At 48.0% G+C, this 23,365-nt stretch carries 16 protein-coding genes; 11 read left to right on the forward strand and 5 right to left on the reverse strand.

The window, feature by feature from the left end:
* Positions 1-2 precede the first annotated feature (2 nt).
* The 4 genes from ACWGXJ_RS05645 to ACWGXJ_RS05660 all read right to left on the reverse strand — a co-directional run bounded on the left by ACWGXJ_RS05645 (position 3) and on the right by ACWGXJ_RS05660 (position 5,385).
* Positions 3-1,403, reverse strand: coding sequence for a sugar porter family MFS transporter (locus ACWGXJ_RS05645; RefSeq protein WP_452566367.1), 1,401 nt, complete (start codon positions 1,401-1,403; stop codon positions 3-5).
* A gap of 226 nt (positions 1,404-1,629) precedes the next feature.
* Positions 1,630-2,967, reverse strand: a complete 1,338-nt coding sequence (locus tag ACWGXJ_RS05650) for an AraC family transcriptional regulator (protein ID WP_452566368.1) — start codon at positions 2,965-2,967, stop codon at positions 1,630-1,632.
* Positions 2,942-4,390, reverse strand: a complete 1,449-nt coding sequence (locus ACWGXJ_RS05655) for a sensor histidine kinase (protein WP_446674178.1) — start codon at positions 4,388-4,390, stop codon at positions 2,942-2,944. Before ACWGXJ_RS05655 ends, ACWGXJ_RS05650 begins: the two co-directional genes overlap by 26 nt.
* Positions 4,387-5,385 (reverse strand): sugar-binding protein, encoded by a 999-nt coding sequence (locus tag ACWGXJ_RS05660; protein ID WP_452566369.1) that lies wholly within the window; start codon positions 5,383-5,385, stop codon positions 4,387-4,389. The genes ACWGXJ_RS05655 and ACWGXJ_RS05660 overlap by 4 nt, the downstream gene beginning before the upstream one ends.
* A gap of 218 nt (positions 5,386-5,603) precedes the next feature.
* Here ACWGXJ_RS05660 and melA point away from each other — a divergent pair, with 218 nt between their 5' ends.
* The 11 genes from melA (at position 5,604) to ACWGXJ_RS05715 (ending at position 22,024) form a co-directional block, all read left to right on the forward strand.
* A complete protein-coding gene (gene melA, locus ACWGXJ_RS05665; protein WP_336077464.1) occupies positions 5,604-7,103 on the forward strand; it encodes an alpha-glucosidase/alpha-galactosidase in 1,500 nt (499 codons plus the stop codon).
* A 544-nt stretch (positions 7,104-7,647) separates the two neighbouring features.
* Entirely contained in the window at positions 7,648-9,810 is a 2,163-nt protein-coding gene (locus tag ACWGXJ_RS05670) for a glycoside hydrolase family 6 protein (protein ID WP_452566370.1), read from the forward strand.
* A 173-nt stretch (positions 9,811-9,983) separates the two neighbouring features.
* A complete protein-coding gene (locus tag ACWGXJ_RS05675; RefSeq protein ID WP_028543206.1) occupies positions 9,984-10,919 on the forward strand; it encodes a nucleoside hydrolase in 936 nt (311 codons plus the stop codon).
* A 165-nt stretch (positions 10,920-11,084) separates the two neighbouring features.
* Positions 11,085-13,760, forward strand: coding sequence for a PAS domain S-box protein (locus ACWGXJ_RS05680; RefSeq protein ID WP_452566371.1), 2,676 nt, complete (start codon positions 11,085-11,087; stop codon positions 13,758-13,760).
* 161 nt (positions 13,761-13,921) lie between these two features.
* Positions 13,922-14,311 carry a GntR family transcriptional regulator gene (locus ACWGXJ_RS05685; protein ID WP_254350903.1) on the forward strand — a complete coding sequence of 130 codons (390 nt, stop codon included), beginning with the start codon at positions 13,922-13,924 and terminating at the stop codon, positions 14,309-14,311.
* On the forward strand, positions 14,304-15,206 hold the full coding sequence (locus ACWGXJ_RS05690) for an ABC transporter ATP-binding protein (protein ID WP_061831055.1): 903 nt from the start codon (positions 14,304-14,306) through the stop codon (positions 15,204-15,206). Before ACWGXJ_RS05685 ends, ACWGXJ_RS05690 begins: the two co-directional genes overlap by 8 nt.
* Complete coding sequence (locus ACWGXJ_RS05695; protein WP_452566372.1) at positions 15,181-17,277, forward strand: multidrug ABC transporter permease; 2,097 nt, start codon at positions 15,181-15,183, stop codon at positions 17,275-17,277. The genes ACWGXJ_RS05690 and ACWGXJ_RS05695 overlap by 26 nt, the downstream gene beginning before the upstream one ends.
* Positions 17,278-17,750: 473 nt before the next feature.
* Entirely contained in the window at positions 17,751-19,205 is a 1,455-nt protein-coding gene (locus tag ACWGXJ_RS05700) for a PstS family phosphate ABC transporter substrate-binding protein (protein ID WP_452566373.1), read from the forward strand.
* Between the two features lie 149 nt (positions 19,206-19,354).
* Positions 19,355-20,596, forward strand: coding sequence for a WD40/YVTN/BNR-like repeat-containing protein (locus ACWGXJ_RS05705; protein ID WP_452566374.1), 1,242 nt, complete (start codon positions 19,355-19,357; stop codon positions 20,594-20,596).
* Between the two features lie 13 nt (positions 20,597-20,609).
* Complete coding sequence (locus tag ACWGXJ_RS05710; RefSeq protein ID WP_452566375.1) at positions 20,610-21,473, forward strand: aldo/keto reductase; 864 nt, start codon at positions 20,610-20,612, stop codon at positions 21,471-21,473.
* Positions 21,474-21,487: 14 nt separating this feature from the next.
* On the forward strand, positions 21,488-22,024 hold the full coding sequence (locus ACWGXJ_RS05715; RefSeq protein ID WP_452566376.1) for a mismatch-specific DNA-glycosylase: 537 nt from the start codon (positions 21,488-21,490) through the stop codon (positions 22,022-22,024).
* An 86-nt stretch (positions 22,025-22,110) separates the two neighbouring features.
* On the opposite strand, the gene ald is transcribed toward ACWGXJ_RS05715, so the two are convergent.
* Positions 22,111-23,241: an alanine dehydrogenase gene (gene ald / locus ACWGXJ_RS05720; protein ID WP_250259207.1), complete on the reverse strand. Its 1,131-nt coding sequence runs from the start codon at positions 23,239-23,241 to the stop codon at positions 22,111-22,113.
* Positions 23,242-23,365 lie beyond the last annotated feature (124 nt).

Genomic DNA, 23,365 nt, shown 5'->3' on the forward strand with positions numbered 1-23,365 from the left:
GGTCATTTCCCAAGCCACATATTTTCCATCTGTTCAAGTGATCTCCCTTTGGTTTCGGGAACCTTGCGCCATATAAAGACTACGACGAACAACGAGATGGCTCCGAATAACCAGAAGGTATTGGACGGGCCGGCTGAACTCAGCAGAGGAGGGAATGCCTGCGATACTAGATAATCGCCGGCCCACAATGCCATCGAAGCGATGGCTACCGCCTTGCCGCGAATGCGGTTCGGAAAGATCTCTGAGATCATGACCCATACGATCGGCCCAAGCGATATAGCATAGGAGGCCACGTAGATCAATATCATGATGAGTACGAGCGGTCCGGTGGTCAAACCCATTTTGAATGCGGCTCCAATAATGACCAAACAGCAGGTCATCAATGAGGTGCCGATGATCAGCAGGACTTTTCGTCCCGCTTTGTCGATCAGCCATACGGATACGATGGTGAACAACACATTGATCAACCCGATCCAAATGGTTTGGGTCAAAGAAGCGTCCGTACCGAGTCCCATTCCTTTAAAGATAACCGGCGCGTAATACAAGATGGCATTAATGCCGGTAATATGCTGCATAATGGCGAGCATAACACCGATAAAGAGAGCGACCCGAATACCGGGAGCAAACAACTGCTTCAATGAGTCGTTCTCATTTTTGAATGATTCTTTGATATCAAGCACTTCCTGCTTAGCGGCTTCTTCACCGTGAATTTTCAGCAATATCGGTAGCGCTTCATAAGGCCGATTTTGTTTAATAAGCCATCGCGGGCTTTCGGGTATGAAGAGCATCAAGAGCATAAAGATCAGTCCGGGAACGGCTCCCACTCCGAACATCCAGCGCCAGGCTGTTGAGACACCCCAGGCTTCATCCCCCATGCTGACGATCCACGAATTCTGAAAATAAACCAGGAAAATCCCTGTTACGATCGCCAACTGATTTAAAGCAACCAAACGGCCTCGGTATTTGGCGGGAGCGATCTCCGCGTTGTACACCGGACAAACGGTGGAAGTGATTCCTATGCCAATGCCGCCGATCATGCGAAAGATAACATACCCGGTGAACGAGTCTTGAAGCGCAGAGCAAATCGAGCCGACGACGAATAAAAATCCGGCGGCCAGCAATACTTTCTTTCTGCCGATCTTTTCACTCATGTAGCCGGAGAGAGCCGCTCCGGTGACACTCCCGACAATCAGACTTGACACGGCCCAACCAACCTGAAATTCGCTCAGCGAAAAACGCTGCTGTAGGAATTCGACTGCTCCCGAAACAACCGCGATATCAAAACCGAACAGGATGCCTCCGAGCGCAGCTACGATGGATACCAACGTCACAAAAAGCATATTGGGCTTTTCTGATTGAAGCGCTTTCTGTTGAGCGCTTTCATTATTGATGATTACTGCCATATGATCATCTCCCCTCCAGATCTCTGGAACCTCATTCCGTTCTTCGAGGAGAAGTATAACATGCGCTTATAAAAGAAAGGCCAGTTATCGTCTTCAATAAACGGACCTTTTCATGCACGATTTTGGCTTCGGTTCCCGAATCGGAGATAGAGGGGCTGAACCTAGCATTACCTTGTCATTCGAGCTTAAAAAAATCCATGCCGATAGTCGGCATGGATGAATCTCACTATTTTTGGCCTTTAAACTCAGTGGGAGGAACGCCCGTTATCTTTTTAAAGACACGGCTAAAATAGTTCGGGTCCTTGTAACCCACTTCAAAGCTGATTTCCTTAAGAGTAAGGTTACCGGCCTTAATCAGAGAGATGGCTTTATCAATCCGCAGCCGGGTTACGAAGTCGATAAATGTTTCTCCGTATTCCTGTTTGAAAATTTTGCTGAAGTAGTGAGGATTCAAATGGACAAAATCAGCTACTTCTTCCAGCGAAAGATCATCGTTGAACCGTTCCTCGATATACATTTTCGCCCTACCCAGCATAGTCAGTGTTTGAACCTCTCGCTGTTCGCGTATCCGTTGCAGTGCTGACATGACGTACGTCTGCTGAAACATTCCATTCTCCGCTTTGATGGCAAGCAAAGAAGCGTTTCCAGCCTCTGATGACTTCAGTTCGTCAAAGTGGCAGTAACCTCCATCCCGTTTGCGTAGGGTGGAGGCAAAAACGGCTTCGAAATAGGACTTGCGAAGTCCTTCCTCGCCGCTATGCAGCGATCCGATTCCAATGGCTGTCTTTATACCAAGTTGCTGCTGGGCAAGCTCGGAAAGCTGCTGAACGAGGTGTTTAACCAACTGGCGCCAGTCGTTTTCGCTGGTGACAGGCGGCTTGCGTAAAAAAGTGGCTACATGATGGTCGATCAAAGAGCTTACAATGGCATTCGGGCCATGCGTTTTTACATAGCTTCGGAAATGGTCGTAAATTTTCTTTTTATCTTGCTCGTCCGTATATCCGTCAAAGGCGGCAATGATGGCGCTTCCCTGATCAAGAGGAAAGTCCAGCCATTCTGATAGCTGGGAAGCGCTCGAATCCACGGTCTGGTCGACCATAAGCATTAAAGCCAGCTCATTTTCTGCGAGCGGCATTAACTGTGAGATTTTATGCCTAAGCTCCAATTCTTCCGTACGTGCCCGCTTCTCGCACTCAATTTCTTCAATCAGTCGTTTCAAAGTGCCGATGATGAGTTCTCGCTTCGCCGGCTTCAAAATATATTCTTTTACGCCCAAAGAGAGCGCCTTCTGGGCATAGGCAAAATAATCGTAGGCAGTGACGAGCACGAATCGGGTATCGGAAAGCCGCTCCTTTAATTCACGAAGCGCTTCAAGCCCGTCAATTCCGGGCATATTGATATCCAGAATGGCAATATGGGGACGGTGCTCTTCCGCGCATTCAATCGCCATGCGGCCGTTGCCAGCATGAATAAACCGGAATATCCCCGGCATCGCCCGTTCCACCGTCAATTCCAGTCCTTCCCTCTCCAAAGCCTCGTCATCCGCGATCAACAACCGATACATCAGTCCGCTCACTCTCCTTCTTGACTGGAATTCGTATGGTTATGGTAGTACCTCGTCCGATATTGCTATTGATTTCAACCATTTCTTCTTCCTTTCCGTAAAACAACTGCAGCCGCCTAAACACATTTTGCATTCCAAGTCCTGTTGAACTGCCGCTTTCGGCTTCGCCTTTAAGACGGAGTACGGACAGTCGGGTTTCCTCCGTCATGCCCTTTCCGTTGTCCGAAATTTCAATTTGTACATCTTCGTTCGCTCTCGACAGCGTTAATACGATAATGGCTCCGCTTTCCATATCTTCCACACCATGAAGAAAAGCGTTTTCAATAAATGGCTGGATCGTCAGGGCCGGAATTTGCTGCTGAAGTACGGAAGCGTCAAAGTGAAGATCAAAGCGAATTCTGTCCCTGAAGCGCGCCTGCTGGATGGTTACGTATTCGCGGATATGATCCAGTTCCTCCTGGAGAGTTACGGGTTTGTCCAGCTTCTGCAGGCTGTACCGTAGCAGATTGGACAGCGAAACGATCAGGTCGCTGGTTTTCTCCGCCCCTTCCAGGATCGCCAGCTTGGAGAGCACATTTAAGGTATTAAATAAAAAGTGTGGGTTAATTTGATTTTGCAGAGCCAGAAGCTCCAGTTCCTTCACAAGCCGCCGCATTTCCAGGCTCTGTTTATCCTTCTCGATAAGGATGCTCAAATCGGTGGACATTTGCGAAATGGCGTCCGACAGTACGCCTAGCTCGTCATCCCGTCGCGGTTGGGGCCTAATATTCAGATCACCTGTGGCGATTCGTTTCGCCAGTCCGACAAGTCTGCCGACAGGGCCAGTAATGCTGCGCGAGACCCAGATTGCAAGCAAAACCCCCATCAGCGCGTTCATGCCGAACAACGCCACTCCCCATCCGTTCATTCGCTCATTCTTGTTCCGGATGTTCTCAATGATTGGCCGGTAATAAGCCAGTTCAGCATCGATCAGTTGCTGACCCTCCTCATGAATATAGCTGACGGTTTTTTCCGCTTCAATATAATGTTCAAAAGCCGATTGAGGTTCTTGTGCCTTTGCATCCAGAACTGCGGCTTGTTTCTGTTCAAGAAATGTGGCCAACAGATTCATGTAGTCCTCTTCGGCGAAAGAAGGGTCGGTCGAGTCGGAGACTTCCTGAATTCTGGCTTTCAACTGCATTAATTGGTATTCTGTCGGACCCTGCACAGCCTTATCGCCTCTTGGATTAAGCAGATAGGCATATAGGAGCTTTAAGTTGCTCTCCGCCGATTCGGAGGTTTGCTCAATGAGGAGAATTCGGCCAAGCATTTCATCGTAGCTCTGTTGTACGACCTTTCCGCTTTGGAATACAAAATAAGCGATGATATTGGCGAACACAACTAGAAGAGGGATGAACAGAAGCAGCTTCGTTCTGATCGTCATCGTCTGTCATCTCCGGTCATGTTGTCGGGAGTGTCCGCATGCATCTCATATATCCTGGTGTATGTTAATTCCTGAGGGGCATTCCCCTTTAGATAATCATTCAACAATTTTATGGCCTTAGCCCCCATTTCCTCTGGCTGTTGAACAATGGTCAGTTCAATTTTGCAATCTCTGATGGCTTCCAACGTCTCGGCCATATCGTCAAAAGCGAAAATCTGCAAACTCCGCGCGCCGCGCCGCTCCGAGGCTTCCAGAATGCCAAGGCCGTCCAGCGCACTGAATCCGACCATGTAGCGGATCTGAGGATACCGGGTGAGCATGTTCTGAGCTTGCTGTGCTGCCTGAAGCCGTGAAATATTTGAGGAGCGAATCTCCACAATGCGGAGCTTGGGATAGCGACCGATCACGGAACGAAATCCAGCAAGCCTGAGTCGCTGATTCTCTACACGCTCGCTACTGATCATAACTCCGATGTCGCCACGCTCTCCAGAGGCTTTCGCTAACAGCGCGCCCATCCGTTTTCCTGCTCCTTCGTTATCCGTTCCCACGTAAGCTAGTCTACGGGAGCCTGGTTCATCCGTATCGATCGTGATGACGGGGATGCCAAGTCCGGCTGCTTTGTCGATTAATCGGCGATACTCTGGATCATTTATCCCTTGAACCAGAATTGCATCCGCCTTACTGGCGATCGCTTTATCCAGCAGTTTGACCTGCTCAGACGGATTAATGCGGTCCGGCCCGATATAATCGAGCCGCATACCGTACTGTTCCGCTTCCTTTCGGGCTCCTTGTTCGATTGACCGCCAGTAATAATTATCCAACTCCTGTGATATCAGTACGACTTTTGTATCGGAAACCCCGTCTTTTGGAGAAATCGTCTTCAATAACTCTGCAAATTGGTGAATCTGAAAAGAAGACAGAGTGAACTGAAAGAGCAGCCAGGCAAATAGCAGAAAGACGGGGATAAGGATAAATGTCCATTTACGGTTTGACATGTATTGCTCCTTTGTAAATATTTAGAGACTTAACTCATTATACAGCAACAAAAGAAGCGTAGGCAGCTATCGTCAACGGCAAGCAGCATTTATTGATGCGAAAGTTAGGATTTTTGACACCTAAATACGAAACTGGTCATGATTTTGATAACGCTTTCTACGGACCTATTGCTACAATGACGGTATATACCCATTCTAATTACCGGAGGTTGAATGCCGTGTCATTTAAAGTAGCGTTTATTGGAGCAGGAAGCATCGGTTTTACCCGTGGAATTTTACGAGATCTGTTAACGGTGCCGGAATTTAATGATATTGAAGTGGCTTTTACGGACATCAGTCAGCACAATTTGGATATGGTCACTGAGCTGTGCCAACGGGATATTCGGGAGAACGGTTTATCGATACAAATACAGTCCTCTACGGACCGAAGAGTAGCTTTAAAGGGCGCCAAATACGTCATTTGTACGATCCGGGTTGGCGGGCTAGAGGGCTTTGCAACCGATGTGGATATTCCGCTGAAATATGGCGTGGATCAATGCGTGGGAGATACCCTGTGTGCAGGAGGCATTATGTACGGTCAGCGCGGCATTGCTGAAATGCTGGAGATTTGCAAGGATATCCGCGAGCTAAGTGCACCGGATGTATTGCTGCTGAACTACTCGAACCCCATGGCGATGGTGACGTGGGCCTGCAATAAGTACAGTGGTGTACGTACAATCGGTCTATGTCACGGCGTCCAGCATGGGCATCACCAAATTGCCGAGGTGTATGGTCTGGAGAAGCAGGATGTGGACATTGTGTGTGCCGGAATCAATCACCAGACGTGGTACATTCAGGCGTCACATGAAGGCAAGGATCTGACAGCCGGACTGCTGGAGGCTTTTGAAAAACATCCCGAATATAGCCGCACCGAAAAGGTACGCATCGACATGCTTCGTCGTTTTGGCTATTACAGCACAGAGTCGAATGGTCATCTCAGTGAATATGTACCTTGGTACCGGAAGCGTCCGAATGAAATTATGGACTGGATTGATCTAGGCAGCTGGATCAACGGAGAAACAGGCGGCTATCTGCGTGTATGTACAGAAGGACGTAATTGGTTTGAAACAGATTTCCCTAACTGGATGAAAGAAGACCCATTGGAGTACAAGGCGGAAAATCGCGGTGAAGAGCATGGTTCATACATTATCGAAGGTCTGGAAACCGGACGTGTATACCGGGGGCATTTTAATGTCGTAAATAACGGTGTGATTTCCAATTTGCCAGACGACGCGATTATTGAAGCGCCTGGATACGTGGATCGGAATGGTATCTCCATGCCACATGTAGGAGACCTACCGCTTGGTCTTGCTGCCGTCTGCAATGTAAGTATTTCCGTCCAGCGTTTGGCTGTCGAAGCGGCTGTACACGGAGATGATAAGCTGCTGCGGCAAGCGTTTATGATGGATCCGCTAGTGGGCGCGGTGTGTAATCCGAAAGAAATTTGGCAGATGGTTGATGAAATGCTGGTGGCGCAGGAAGCATGGCTGCCGCAATACGGAGCAGCGATTGCCGAGGCGCGTCAACGTCTGGCTGCAGGCGATCTGATTCCAACCCGACCTTATGAGGGAGCAGCACGACTTAAGGTGAAGACGGTTGAAGAAATGCAGCTGGATCGGGATGCCGCCAATAAAAATGCAGGGCAATCCGACAAAGGCAAGGATCGCGAAAAAGTGTAGAACAACAAGAGCAAAGATTGTCTTCACAACAATTAAAGGGTGTTTTCATGGTCATGAGGGCCTGAAAACACCCTTTTGCTGTCGATAGATATAACGATTTGGCATAGTTGGCGTTCTGGAGTTTATCATTGTCGATTTGAGCTGACGGAAATTAAAGAATGCGGTCTTACTTTTTATGAATTCGCTCTTTTGCTGTCGATCCTAAATCTCCTGAGAGCTTGTCATAGCAGGGATGTTCAACAAATGAAGGAACCAGTTTCAGAAAAAGGGTGCCACAACGAACCGTTAGAGTGGCAATTCATATGCCTAATTAATAATGTAGTCCTTAATTTATTCAATTTACAGCAGATTTCCAGCTCACTATAATCTAACATAGGAGGTGACAAAAAGGGGAAAATGTGAGCGCATGGACAAATAGAAAGCGCTTACCTTTCGCAACTATGAACGCCGCTTTTTTTTGGAGAGAGTAGGCGTAACTCGCATTTAATCATGTAACAATCAGGTGCCGACATAGGAAGATTCAACAAAATCCACGGAAAGATAGGTGAAGCAATTGAAAACAAAGCAAGTGCTTCGTAAAAGCATGAAGTATGCTTTTGCGCTATCACTCGTCGCAAGCAGCTTTCTACCAGGTGCAGGATTTACGGATAAAATACATGCAGAATCCCATGTGGACAATCCTTACCAAGGGGCGACAAAATATATTAGCCCTGATTATGCGGCTAGTGTCGACACATCGATTGCCAAAATTACGGATGCCAATCTGAAAGCAAAAATGCAAACGGTCAAAACATTCCCGACAGCCGTATGGCTTGATCGTATCGCTGCTATTAACGGCGGTGGAGGCAAGCTTGGCCTGGAAGCGCATTTGGACCAAGTATTGGCGCAAAAGAAAGGCAGCACACCGATTACGGCGGAATTTATTGTGTATGATCTGCCCGGACGGGATTGTCACGCCTTGGCTTCCAATGGTGAATTGCCGCTGACCCAGGCAGGTCTGGAAACCTATAAAAAGGATTATATTGACAAAATAGCTGCTATTTTTGCAAATCCCAAATATAAGGATATTCGTATCGTAGCGATCATTGAACCAGACAGTTTGCCAAATCTGGTAACTAATCTGGATGATCCGAAATGTGCACAAGCCAAGTCTACAGGAATCTATGAAGCTGGCGTGAAGTACACAATGAATAAGCTGAACGAGATTCCGAATGTGTACAAATACGTAGATATCGGTCACTCTGGTTGGTTAGGTTGGGATAACAACCGTTCAGCAACGGTATCCCTGTTTACAACCATTTTCAAAGATACTAGCAAAGGCCTGGCCAGTGTAGATGGCTTTATCACGAATACAGCCAACACTTCACCGCTGACAGAACCTAATTTGCCTGATCCAAATCTGAATATCGGTGGACAGCCGATCAAATCGTCCAAGTACTACGAATGGAATCCTAATTTCGATGAATCGGATTTCGCAGAGGCATTGCATAGAGATTTTGTCAGCGCAGGCTGGCCGAGCTCACTCGGTATGTTAATTGATACAGGCCGTAATGGATGGGGAGGACCTAACCGTCCGACTTCCGCAGTCGGCAATGATATTAACTCCTATGTAAACTCAGGCCGTGTAGACAAACGCTCACACCGTGGTAACTGGTGTAATAACAGTGGAGCAGGTATGGGAACGCCGCCACAAACGGCTCCAGCTGGCCATATCGATGCCTATGTCTGGGCGAAACCTCCGGGTGATTCCGATGGTTCCAGCTCACTCATTCCGAACGATGAGGGTAAAGGCTTTGACCGTATGTGTGATCCTACCTATACAACTAAGGATGGCACATTAACAGATGCTTTACCGAATGCACCTATTTCAGGAGCATGGTTCCATGATCAATTTGTAATGCTGGTACAAAATGCGTACCCTGCTATCGTGCCTTCCACTGGTGGTGTGGACCCAGCGCCTACAGCTCCAGCTGTACCGTCAGGCTTAAAGGCTGTTGTGGGTAATGCTCAAGTAACGCTGACTTGGAATGCGTCTACTGGTGCCGATAGCTACACGGTCAAACGTGCCACTAGCGAAGCAGGTCCTTTTACAGCCGTTGCGCCTCTTGTAACGGAAAGAGAGTTCACGGATAAGGGACTAACGAACGGAACAACTTACTTCTATGTTGTAAGTGCTACGAATGCGAAAGGAACAAGTAAGGATTCCGCAGCGGTAAGTGCTGAACCTAAAGGTACACCGACTGATCCAACAGACCCTACAGATCCTACAGAACCAGCGGGTGATCTGGTTGTAATGTATCGGGCCGGGGACACTGATCCAGCGAATAACGCAGTCAAGCCTTTCTTCAACTTGAAAAATAAAGGAACAACACCTGTGAAGCTGAGTGAGCTAAAAATTCGTTACTATTTCACGAAAGATGGCAGCCAGGAGCTGCAATCTGCAGTAGACTATGCGCAAGTAGGTAATGATAACGTGCTGCGCACCATTAAAGACAACTATATTGAAATTGGTTTCAGTCCTGCTGCCGGTACGCTTGCTGCCGGAGCGCAAACAGGTGATATTCAGATCCGCATGAACAATAGCGACTGGTCCAACCTGGACGAATCCAATGATTACTCCTTCGATCCAACCAAAACCTCTTATGCAGAATGGAACAAAGCAACGTTGTTCCACAATGATAAGCTGGTGTGGGGAATCGAGCCTTAGGATTTGGTCAGAACATGTGCCCTTGAATGATTGAAAAGTATTAAAAGAAGGTTACGGCATAACTGTCGTAGCCTTTTTTACGTCTTCGAATAAAGAATTTGATGACCAAGGGAATAAGCATTGAAATTGTGTATAATGAAAAAAAGAATGCTGTTCTACTGTGGAGGGTCATCATGAGCAAAAAGTTAATCTTAGATGTAGATACTGGCATTGACGACGCGCTTGCTATTGCGTACGCGGTCCATTCGCCGGAATTGGAGCTACTCGGTATTACAACCACCTTTGGTAATATCTCGGTGGAGGAGGCAACACGTAACTCACTGATTCTGCTGGAAAAACTGGGGGTAGAGGCTCCGGTCGTGTCTGGCGCTCACAAGCCGTATGCTCGGGAGCTGTTCAAACCTTATTCCCGGCATATTCACGGCGAAGACGGTATTGGCAATCAGTTGAAAGGAGCACCCTCCCGTCAGGCTGCGTCTGGGGATGCCGCTGATTTTATAATCGGACAGGCTCGTCGCTATGAAGGCAAACTTACTCTGGTAGCTGTGGGACCACTGACCAATCTTGCGATTGCATTGGATCGCTGTCCCGAATTGCCCCAATTGCTTGACCGCCTGATCATCATGGGCGGCGCGGTCACAGTGAAAGGGAATGTAACTCCGACGGCTGAAGCGAATATTTACGCCGATCCAGAAGCCGCAGCCTATGTGCTGGGAGCGGGCTTTCCGCTTACGCTCGTTGGGCTGGACGTCACGATGCAAACACTGCTTCCACAGCAGGATGTGGACAAATGGCGTGAGCAAGGGACCGAGCTGGGTGCGTTTATGGCAGATATGACAGACTTTTATATGGAAGCTTATCGCAACTTCAGACCTGGTATTGCAGGCTGTGCTTTGCATGATCCACTGGCTGTAGGATTAGCGATAGATTCCAGCTTTGTGGAGACGCGTCCAATGCACATTGCCGTTGAGGTGGGCGATTCCGCCGAGGTTGGCCGCACCCGTGAGGTGCAAAATGAGAACGAAGCTCAAGCACTGACTACGGTTGACGTGGCACTTAAAGTCGATGCGGAGCGATTTTTGCGTCATTTTCTTAGCCGGGTGGTATAAAAAAATAATTCGAAGATTGCCGATGAACCTGCATCGGCAATCTTTTGTGCATACATGTTTTAAGGGCATTCATCTAGAGGCGGACTCACCGTTATAAAAATTCCATATCATGTTAGAATAGGTATAGTTAGAAAAACTGCCGGACCACAAAGGAGGAGATTCATTGTGTTTTCTGCTGCTCGACGACTGCCTTTGCTGGAACATATGTATAATCATGCCCCGACAGGAATCGTGATTTTGTCGAGGGAGGGGAAGTGCCTGTACGTCAATCCCGCCTTTTGCAAAATGGTCGGATATGAGCAGGAGGAATTACTAGATATCCGATATTACCATCTCTTATATAAAGAGGCTCAGGATCAGCAAGGGTTAAGGGAGGCTTACGCAGGTTGGCTTAAGGCTACAGATCAAGTCTATAAGACAGAGCTGCGTTTGAAACATAAACGGGGAACATCCGTCTGGCTATCGCTGGAATTAACCATATTTGATGATGAGGCTACCGAACAATCTTATTTGATTGCGTATGCAATGGATATCACGGAGAAAAAAGATATGGAGCAGGTGCTCTCGGATAATGAGGATTTGTACATGCTGATTACCGAAAATACGCCGGATGTTATCTCATATAGCACGGCGGACGGCATACTCCAATATATTTCTCCTTCGGTGGAAAAACTCCTAGGCTATACAAAGCAGGAAATGCTAGGCAAAAAGCGGCTCCAATTCTACCATGTTGAAGATGCCGATTATATGCGTGTACATGGACTCTTCAAGGAAACAGGCATTATGAAGCGGCGTGTTCGTCATAAGGATGGGCACTATTTGTGGCTGGAAGTATCGTACCGCATTATTCGGGATGAACAGGGCAGGATCAAGCGAGTACTGTCCATCGGACGCAACATCACAGAGCGCCAGAAGAGCGAGGAGAATTTGGCAAAAGCTCAGCAGTTGGCGATGTTCGGCTCATGGGACTGGGATCTGGTCAACAATGTTATGCATTTCTCCAAGGAATTTCGTAGCATTTTTGGTTATCTTGTCAAGCCGGTTGAAACAAGTATTGACGCGCTCATGGCGGCTGTTCATCCAGAAGATACAGAGCGCATGAAACAGATTATCACCAACGTTATATTAAAGGGAGTTCACGAAGAAACCTTTTACCGGATTGTATTGCCCAATGGGGAACAAAAGGTACTGCGTTCAATCTGGGAAGCTGAAATGGACGAGCATGCAGGCAAGCCCGTTCAAGTGGTTGGTATGATCCAGGATGTTACAGAGCACCGGGAAATGGAGCAGCGTCTGCGCGAAAGTGAAAACCGTTATAGGTCACTGTTTCAGCATAATCCACTTGGGATATGCGCCGTGAATATGGAAGGTCATATCTTGAGTGTGAATCCGAGCTTGGTGGAGCTTACGGGTTATACGAAGGATGAGCTGCTTGGGGCTGACATACTTATCATGGCTTCCTCTGAGGAACAGGACAAAATCAAACGTCATATGGAACTGGCCAAGCAGGGTGAGACGCAAACCTATGAATCGGAATTCATACATAAGGAGGGGGAGCGTCTATTCATTAAGATGACGAATATCCCGATTTTCGTGCAAGAGGAAATTGTAGGCTGCTACGGGATTATAGAAAATGTTACCCCTCTCAAAAGTTACATTGCTCAAATTGAAAAACTTAGTAATGAGCATTCGCTTATTTTGAATGCCGTATCCGAAGGAATTGTGGGTTTAAGTAACGAAGGACATGTCCGCTTTATGAACCCGGCAGCTGTCGAGATGTTCGGTGTAGGTTCGGCCAATCCGCTGAATGGCGCATGCATAGATATGATCCGCCATGCTGACGAAATTGGTAGTCATTTTCCAGACGAACAGTCCTCTATTCTTCAAGCGATTCGAAGCGGAGCCTCTTATCAGGCTGAGGAAGCTGTATTTTGGAAAAAAGACGGGTCCAGCTTTCTGGCCTCCTATCGAATCAGTCCTTTGATGGATAATGGCGAGCGAAAAGGAGCTGTGATGGTTTTTGTAGACAGGACGAATGAAAAGGAGATCATTCGGGCCAAGGAGTCTGCCGAACGCGCCGATCGGGCCAAGTCAGAGTTTCTCTCTGTGATGAGTCATGAGCTCCGTACACCGATGAACGGCATTATAGGCATGGCAGGGTTACTGGCAGATACTGAATTGGATGAGGAGCAGCGTAGCTATATAGACATTATTACTAGCAGCAGCGGTGCTTTAATGCAGATATTGAACGAGATACTGGATTTGAGCAAAATCGAAGCTGGCAAAATGTCTTTGCTGCACGAGTCCTTTGTGCTAGATGATGTGGTCGGCAGTGTGGCTGACCTATTCATGACGCAGGCTATGGAAAAAGGCATTGAGCTGGAATGGCATGTGGATCAGGAAATGCCGGGAATGCTGGTCGGTGATCATGTGCGTATTCGACAGGTGCTGGTGAATTTAGTGAGCAATGCGATCAAATTTACGGAGCGAGGGCGTGTAAATATCTTTGTGGAGAGAAAGGCTTACAGCCGTCGTAAAAATAGATGCCTGATTGAGTTCAGTGTAACGGATACTGGAATCGGTATTCCAGCAGACCGCCAGCATCTATTGTTTCAGCCTTTTTCCCAACTTCATCCGGCACTGAACCGAAAATATGGAGGGACAGGACTGGGATTGTCCATCTGTAAAAACTTGGTTAAGCTGATGGGGGGTTCCATTGGTGTGGATAGCGATGAGGCCAGAGGAGCGACGTTCCGGTTCCAGCTGAATCTTAAGTTGCCGGAAGGTTCAACACTTGCGAATATAAGCCGTGATGAACCTTATGAGTCAAAGGAAGGGTAATGAGAGATAGCCGTGATGCATGATGCATCACGGCTATTTTTGTAAGAAATGTCCAAAGAAAAGATTGACAAACTGTTCTAACTGTACTATCGTTAATAGTACAGTTAGAACAGTTAACCTATATAAATTGAAATTGAGCCAGTGTTGGAAGGAGGAAGTCCATGTTCGAGCTGGATATCCGCAGCCGCAAGCCGATCTACGAACAGCTTATGGACAGGGTAAAGGAAATGATCGTGTACGGATCGCTTCAGCCGGATGAGCAATTGCCTTCTGTAAGGGCATTGTCCGCTCAACTTACGGTGAATCCGAATACGATTCAGAAGGCGTATCGTGAGCTGGAACGTGAAGGCTATATCTATTCCGTTCAAGGCAAAGGCAGCTTTGTCACGCCTACCCAGCAGCAGCCGCAACAAATCAAGCGAGATGAGATTCGGGCGGCATTGTTAAAACAAATGATCGAAGCTGTCCATTTCGGTTTTACACAGCAGGAAGTGGACGGCATATACGTGGAAGCTACACAAACAAAGGAAAGGGGGATGTCCCTTGATTGAATTAAGGGAAGTCACAAAGACATTTACAGAAGAAAAAGCTGTTGATCAGCTAGCCCTTACGGTAAAGAAGGGCTCCATTTTTGGACTGCTGGGCTCGAACGGAGCTGGGAAAACGACCTTGCTCAAAATTATTGCCGGGATTTACCGACCCGATGTTGGCAAGGTGTTAATCGGTGGACAGCCGGTATATGAGCAGCCTGAAGTCAAGCAGCACATTCTGTTTTTGCCGGATGCTCCCTATTTCTTCCCACAAGCGACAATTCGTCAGATGGCCCGGTTTTACCGCTCTATTTATCCAAGTTGGAGTGAAGAACGCTACACACAGCTAACAGGTATTTTTAAGCTGGACCCGAAGCGCAAACTTCACCGATTTTCCAAAGGGATGAAGCGTCAAGCCGCTTTTTTGCTTGCCTTGAGCTGTATGCCTGAGCTGCTGGTTTTGGATGAACCCATTGATGGTCTGGACCCCGTGATGCGCAGAATGATCAAAAATCTCTTGTTCCAAGAAACCGCTGCACGTGAGATGACCGTCGTAATTTCATCTCATAATTTGCGTGAGATTGAAGACATGTGTGATCATGTGGGCATTATGCACCAAGGACGGATGCTGTTGGAAAAAGAGGTCGACGACCTCAAATCTGATACGCATAAGGTGCAGGTTGCTTTTCGGGACAGCATGCATGAGGAAGCTGTCTGTGGCCAACTTTCGGTCGTACATAAGGAGCGGAGGGGCAGTGTTCTGCTGCTTATTATCCGGGGTGAGCGAGAGCGGATTGCAGAGACAATTGAAGCGTATGAGCCGCATGTATTCGATTTGTTGCCGCTGACGCTTGAGGAAATTTTCATTTATGAAATGGAGGACGCAGGTTATGACATCCAACCGATTCTTCTGTAGCGGCGGCGTAATTCGCCAATGCTTGACACAGCATGGCTGGATCGGTCTATTATACTTGGCGGGATTGCTGTTTACAGTACCGCTGCCATTGTTTGTGAGCATTGGTGATGAACAACCGCAAGTGGTTTTAAAAAGCTTGTTCGATAGCACAAACTCGGGTAATGAATTGCAAAAATTGATTTTAATGACCGTACCGGTGCTGGCAGGCGTGATGCTGCTTCGTTTTGTTCAGCGACAGGGGCCATCCGATTTGTATCATAGCCTACCTTTGCGTAGAGAGCATCTATTAACGGCACATTTCATTAGCGGTCTTATTCTTTTACTTGTACCTGTGTGGCTGACTGCGGGAGTAACTGCTTGGGTTAACACGTCAATCGAACTGCCTTATATTTTCCATATCAATGATATTGGATCGTGGGCTCTGGTCGTATCCGTCCTTACGATTTTCCTGTTTACCTTTACCGTGTTTGTAGGGACTTGTGTGGGACAATCGTTGCTACAGGCCGTAGTAGTGTATGTTTTGCTGCTATTGCCTCAGTTTCTATTCATGATGATGGGGCGTTTTCTGGAACGTAATTTATACGGTTATGTGCGGGTACGAGAAACCGTTGTCCAATATATTAACGGTTCGGAGTTTCGTAGTAATAATAATGTTTGGGAAAACTTATCGCCGTTTGTACGCATTGTGGAGAACTTGCCGCAGCGCGCCTTTTCCTACATAGAGCTACTTGCCTATTTAGGTATCTCTCTGCTGTTTGTCGCCTTGAGTTATGGTTTGTATCGTAAACGCTTGGTCGAAAAGGCGACTCAGGCCATAGCATTTCCTTTCTTACAGCCTTTGTTCAAGGCAGGGGTTATACTATGCGCCATGCTAGTACTAGGTGATTATTTTTATAATCCAGGTACAAGAGGAGTAAATTGGTCGATTTTTGGCTATACACTTGGAGCTATTTTAGGCTACATCGTTGTAGAGATGGTCATCCGCAAGACATGGCAAATTGTGCGTGTTCGTGCTTTGGTGGAAATGGTTGTTTACGGTGTGATCATGGGGCTGGTACTATATATCCCGATTTCAGGTTGGTTGGGTTATGAGGGACGGATTCCAACAGCTCACTCCGTAGAAAAGGTTTATGTGGGGCAAGAGGAGCCTCTAGGGGGAGATGCACAAACAGAAGCTTATTACTCCCAAGACAGGGCTTATATCGCCTCTGTGCTAAATTTACATCGTGAACTTGTACGTGCACATGCAGCTGGCGAGAAAACGTTGTCCAAAAACCTGGCCGTCGAATCGGCAGTCATAGTCTACCGTTTGGATGATGGTTCCACCATGACTCGCCGCTATACATTCCCGGAGAAGCCCTTCCGGACAGAACTGACTAAAGTGATGGAAGCAGAGCCTTACAAAATGGTGAGGTACAAGTTGGATAAGCTGCAAGGAAAAGCAGAGACGATTAATATCCAATCCGTAGATGATAATGAAAGACGAGTGGTTTTAACCAATCCCAAAGAAGCACGTGAATTTGAAGATATACTCAGAGAAGAAGTATTAAATATGAGTTATAGCGAAATGCAATCACATCGATATCCCCTAGGGAGTGTTTCTATTACAAACAAAGAGTCATCCTTTACCAATAACGAACCGAGCTGGACTCGTGAATTTTCATTTGATTGGCCGGCTTCCTATCACAAGCTTACAGGTTGGCTAGAGCAAAAGGGGTATGCGGATAAGGTGATCATTGATGCCAAGGATATTTTTTCGATACGGGCTGTTCCTATTATTACTGAAGAGCTTGAACCTTATCAACCCAATCAGTATATTGAAGACTATAAGCTATTTAAAAGCATCCAACAGAAGCATAAAGCAATAACGATTGAAGACCCGAAGCTGTGGAGCACTGTACTGGAAAAGCGTAGATCTAATAGCTATACTCCAAATATGACGAAAGGCACTTACCTGGTTCAGGTCAAGATCAAACCTTTATTTAGTTCAGATCCCCATACACGCTATTACTATTTTACTCCGAACGATATGACACCGGAGCTTGCAAAGGCTTTACCAGCAATTCCTTAAGCCCACGATATGGCTATACAGGATGACAACTTCCCTCCGTTTGGCGATGCCGGGTTCGATCTTGTGCTGAATAAGCATGAGTCATTTTCGCCAACGGAGGTACGACGTATTTTGCACTTGTCTACTATTTTTAAAAGCCATTGAATGGCAGATTGCAGACTTTCAGCCAGAGAAATATATAGAACAGCTGTATGGTCTGTATTTGGATATCCAACGTGATGGGTACTGGGACGTGAAGCAGCACCGTTTTTTGATCCATGCCAGAGCGATATAAAGAAGATTCGATACCAAAAAGGCCTTTCCCGTGGGGAGGTCTTTTTTGCCATACGCAGCTTGAGTGCCGCCTCCTCATTCGGATGATCAGATAAGGACATATTTATCCTCCTCTCGTATACTAATCTTTACCATAATTGTACAATGAAGAAGCAATGGTTTACAGTCTCATTTCATTCATTAGATATAGGGGGATGTACATGTCTGATCCAAAGAGAGTTATAACCAAGCCGGAAAAGGATGAGTCTGTGCGGATAGCATGGTTTTGGCCATGGCTGGGCGGTACGTTTATGTTTGGATTGTTTTCAGTCATGTTTAATGTAGTTTGGAGTATGGTTGTGGCACCCCAAGTGCAGCTTCTGCTGAGGCATGAAGGTGTCACAGATACAACTGTGTTTGTAATACTACTTCTATATGCATGGATTATCGGTCTCATTTTTGCAGCTTATGGTGCCTTGAGTGCACGTATGTCTAGCATGGGCAAGCTTTCGCTGATGCTGACCGGGCTATTATCATTATTATGTGGGCTGTGGTTGTGGATTGTAGGCATACAAGGGTCTGGTGGACAACTTGCCGAAGTGTCTGGAGGAGCATGGGAGCTGTTTTCACTTTATCACGCTTGGGCAGAACCTGTACTAGAGGTATTGGGGTTATATACACAGCGTAGCGGAATCTGGTTTTTGCTGACCGCACTGCTACCCATAGCTGGCATGGTAGTCGGGGTTGGGGTAGATCGTTATCCTGCGGTGACCGACAAGCAAGGAAAGGTGGACCATAGATGGCAATGGGTTGTAGCTGCAATATCTGCTGCGCTCATTATTGTGCTGGTGATTACGATCATGCTTCCTCAACGTCCGTACATTGCGGAAAGGGATTTCCCGGTAGTAGATGGAGCTACAGCGGCCATTCCATTCGCGCAGGATATGCTGCATGAATTGACCGGAATGAACAAGGTTCGTGCGGCTCACGAACTGAGATTCAACACAACACATCAGGCTTATGTCAATTTGATCGAAAAGAAGGCGGATCTGATCCTGGTGGCCGGTCCTTCCGATGAGGAATTACGCCTGGCAAAAAGTCGGGGAATTCAAATGAAGCTTACACCCATTGGGTGGGATGCTTTTATTTTTCTCGTTCATAAAGGCAATCCAGTTAACGGACTTTCTTCGGAGCAGGTACGCAGCATATATGAAGGATCTATTCGTAACTGGAGTGAAGTAGGGGGAAAGCATCAGCCGATCGTTGCTTATCAGCGGGAGGAGAATTCAGGAAGTCAAACATATATGCAAAAGAAAGTGATGAAAGGTCATGACATGGCTGAACCTCCTCGGGAACTCCGAATTGGTATAATGGGTGAAATGATTAATGCAGTTGCTGATTTTAACAAGGATCACAACGCGCTCGGATATTCATTTTATTATTTTGCAAATGTGATGCATAATCGTCAAGAGGTCAAATTTTTATCTATTGATGGAGTGAAGCCGAACAAAGAGCACATTCGCTCGAAACAATATCCATTCACAGCTCAACTGTTTGTGGTCACACGGGAAGGCGAGAAACCAAGCCCTTCGATGCAACGATTACTCGAATGGCTGCAAAGCGAAGCAGGAACCCGGGCCATTGAAAAAGGCGGCTTTGTTCCTGTAAACTCGTAATCCTGTAACACTGGTTTGCATTCAGTCCATTCCGTATATTCACCTTAAGAGTGAAACGAAGACAGCAGGGTAATACATAGAATATACATGGCTGTGAATACAATACCCGCACAGCCATGTATATCACCAACATAAGGGGATGAACGAAAATGAAGAAAAAAACATCGGTCTGGGTGCTTTTACTCGCCGTAGCCATAGTGACAGCGGGGTGTGAAACAGGCTCACAAACAAGTTCGCAAACAGGACAAACGGCTCAAAATGAGCAAAAGGGTGCCGCCTCGGCACAAGCGAATGGCTCGGGAGCGACTGTAGATACACCGAAAACAGGAGGACAAGCAACCACAGACACTACGATAGCGAAGGTCCGCATGGACAATATTACCGCGCTGCGTTTGATCGACGGCCAATCCGGCTGGATCGGCGGAAATGGGTGGATTGCCCGAACGGACGCGGTTGCATCCGGTTCAGTCGGATCGACGTGGAATGTGCAATATCAGGGTCAAGGTACGGTTCAGCAAATTTTTGCCTTGAACGGGCAGCAGGCTTGGGCTGTTATGGCAGACAGCGGATCGCTGCTGGCCACTCGCGATGGCGGCAAACATTGGGAGGTTGTCGGGACTGTACCTGAGCAAGGGCAAGCGGGCTTTTTACACTTTGTATCATCCAAGGAAGGGTTCAGTGGCAACCAATATACGAAGGATGGCGGGCAAAGCTGGTCTTCGCTCCCCGTGCCTGGCCACTTGGTAGGACAGCCATATTACCATGATCAGCAAAACGGCTGGGCAGTTACGCAGGACACAGACCGTTCGTTTCAGATTTTACACACGGTTAACGGGGGACAAAAGTGGACTACTGTCATGTCACGGACAACGGAGGCGCCTCTAAATGGAGCTATTATTCGTTCGGTAGAACGTGGCAACGCATGGATCGAGCTGGTTGGCGATACGGGGATGAATCAGACGTCGTATTCGCTTTGGCATACTGCCGATAGTGGACAAAGCTGGCGTGCTGTGCTGGCGAATACCACCGCTGGCGGCGGTCCGGCACCAGGTATTAGCCAGCAAGACAACCAGGTTCCCAAAAATGAAGGGGCTGCACCAGGTATGCTCTATGCGGTTAATAGCAATACCGCATGGATGGGCGGTTACTGCGCACCGTGCGACAAGCCCAATACCATCGGCTGGACGACTGACGGCGGCAAGACGTGGAACAATGGCAAGCAAGGCTTTGACGGTTATGGCGGACAGCAAATCGGGATGGCAAATGCCAAGGAAGGCTGGGCTATTTTCTCGGATTCAGAGCAGGCCCCAGTCATGTATACCACCTCGGATGGTGGACAGCATTGGACACAGAGCCATGTATTTGACAAGCCTGTGGCATCAGGCTCCTAAGGAGGGAATGCATATGAGTCAACATAAGAAAAGTGTGATTACCTGGACTGACGGTCGTGAAGTGCCGCTAATCGGGCAGGGCACGTGGCATATGGGTGAAAAAGCATCACTCCGCCAGGAAGAAGTGCGCGCGCTTCAACTTGGCTTGGAGCTGGGCATGACGCTGGTGGACACGGCTGAAATGTATGCGGAGGGCAGCGCAGAAGAGATCGTCGGAGAGGCCATTCGGGGCCGCCGGGATGATGTCTATCTTGTTAGCAAGGCGTATCCTCATCATGCGGACCGCCAAGGACTGGCTCAAGCGTGCGAAGCGAGCCTAACCCGAATGGGAACGGAGTACGTGGACATGTATTTGTTGCATTGGCGTGGGAATATTCCGCTGGAAGAGACGATACAAGGTATGGAAAAACTGCGTGAGCAGGGCAAAATCCGCAGCTGGGGAGTGTCCAATCTGGACAAGTCCGACATGGAGGAGCTATGGAGCCTAAGTGGAGGCGAAGCCTGCGCTGTCAACCAAGTGCTGTATCACGCAGCTTCGCGGGGCATCGAATATGATCTGCTACCTTGGAGCCGTACGCATGGAGTGCCTGTGATGGCCTATTGCCCGATTGCCCAAGGTGGCCGCCTGCGACGAGGGCTGTTGGAGCATCCTGTTATGGTAGACATTGCTGCCAGCCACGGGGTAACTCCATCCCAAATTGCGCTCGCGTGGGTCATACGGGACGGTGATGTCTGGGCAATTCCGAAGGCGGTGCAGGAATCGCATATACGAGAAAATGCAGCGGCAGCAAATATTCGGCTCACTCCTGAACAACTTCAACAAATAGACGAAGCCTTTCCTCCGCCAACGCGGAAGCAGCCGCTGGATATGGTTTGAGGAAGGAGGAGCCCATGACAGAGCGAGAGACAGAACTGCATGAGGTAGATGATCATCTGGATTATGGATTATCCGTTGTATTTATCGGCTTTAATCCCAGCTTGAAATCAGGCGAGGTAGGACATCATTATGCGAATCCGCGCAACCGATTTTGGCGCATACTGGAGGGAGCAGGCTTAACACCTCGCTTGTACGATCCATCGGAAGATCGGGAGCTGCTGAAGCTGGACTTCGGCTTTACGAACATTGTTTCCCGTCCCACGAGGGGAGTAGAGGATATTGTACGCGAGGAATACGCCGAAGGACGTCTGAAGCTATACGAGAAGCTAAAGGAATACCGCCCGAAGGTTGCTTGCTTTGTCGGCAAAGGCGTGTACACCGAATACAGTAAAAAATCCAAAGTAAATTGGGGATTTCAGCCTGAACCGCTCATTCCCGAGATGCATGAATTTGTGGCACCTTCGTCTAGCGGACTGGTGCGCATGTCGCTGGAAGAAATCACAGATATTTATCGCCATCTCCAAACGTTCCTTTCGTCAGAAATCGTCTGAAATCCAGTAAGCACGGTGAATACAGCTAGCACAAAAAGAACCACACGCTTCAGTCCCTGCTGGGAAGAGCGTGTGGTTCTTTGAGCTTATTGTAAGGCTTTTGCCTGCCATGCCTGTTCTACGGGAACATAAGGATATCCCAGATCACGTGCGACCGCTTCATAGGTAATATGTCCGTTCAGGACATTGGTGCCGCTAAGCAGTGGCTTGCTTCTGCGAAGCGCCTCCTGCACACCCAAATCTGCGAGCTGGAGAGCAAAGGGGAGCGTTGCGTTCGTCAGAGCGAGCGTCGAGGTTTGCGGTACCGCGCCCGGCATGTTTGCTACCGCATAGTGAATGACGCCATGCTTCACATAGGTAGGCTGATCGTGTGTCGTGATGTGGTCAATCGTCTCGACTATGCCGCCCTGGTCGATGGCCACATCCACAATCACAGAGCCGGGCTGCATCGTCTGTACCATGGCTTCCGTTACGAGCCGCGGAGCTTTGGCACCAGTGATCAGGACAGCACCGATCAGCAAATCACTTTGCGCCACGGCTTCAGCAATGTTGGACGGGGTGGACACCAGCGTATGGAGCTGATTGCCAAAAATATCGTCCAGTTGGCGCAGTCTTTGCAGGCTCAGGTCGATCAGTGTCACATCTGCCCCAAGACCGATGGCGACCTTGGCAGCATTGGTCCCGACCACCCCTCCGCCAATAATGGTCACTTTACCGCGTTTCACCCCCGGCACACCTGCCAGCAGAATGCCTTTGCCACCCTTTGGTTTTTCCAGCAGTTGTGCTCCAATTTGTACAGCCATTCGACCGGCAACCTCACTCATCGGAGTAAGCAGCGGGAGGCTGCCTTCAACATCTAGCGTCTCATAGGAAATGGCGGTTACGCCGTTGTCTGTTAAAGCGCGGGCCAGTGCTGGCTCGGCAGCCAAATGTAGATAGGTGAATAAAATCAATCCTGGTCGAAAATACCCGTATTCTGAGGGGAGGGGCTCCTTTACCTTGATAATCAGATCCGCCTGGGCCCACACATCCGCAGCCTGCTGCACAAGGGTCGCACCCGCAGTGGCATAATCTCCGTCTGTAAAGCCGCTTTCAACACCTGCATGGCTTTCCACAAACACATGATGTCCGTGTTGAATCATTTGAGCTGCACCTGCTGGCGTTAGAGCGACACGATTTTCATTGTTTTTAATCTCTTTCGGAACCCCAATTTTCATTTCATTCACCTCTCCTAAAAATAATTGTTAAGAAAATCACACTATCATTTTTGTGCAGCCTGCCGATTAGTTACATGGACTCAAGCCGATAAATGCAATTCATGTTAGATTAGGTACAGTTTAC

It is taken from the genome of Paenibacillus sp. S33, assembly GCF_053615415.1.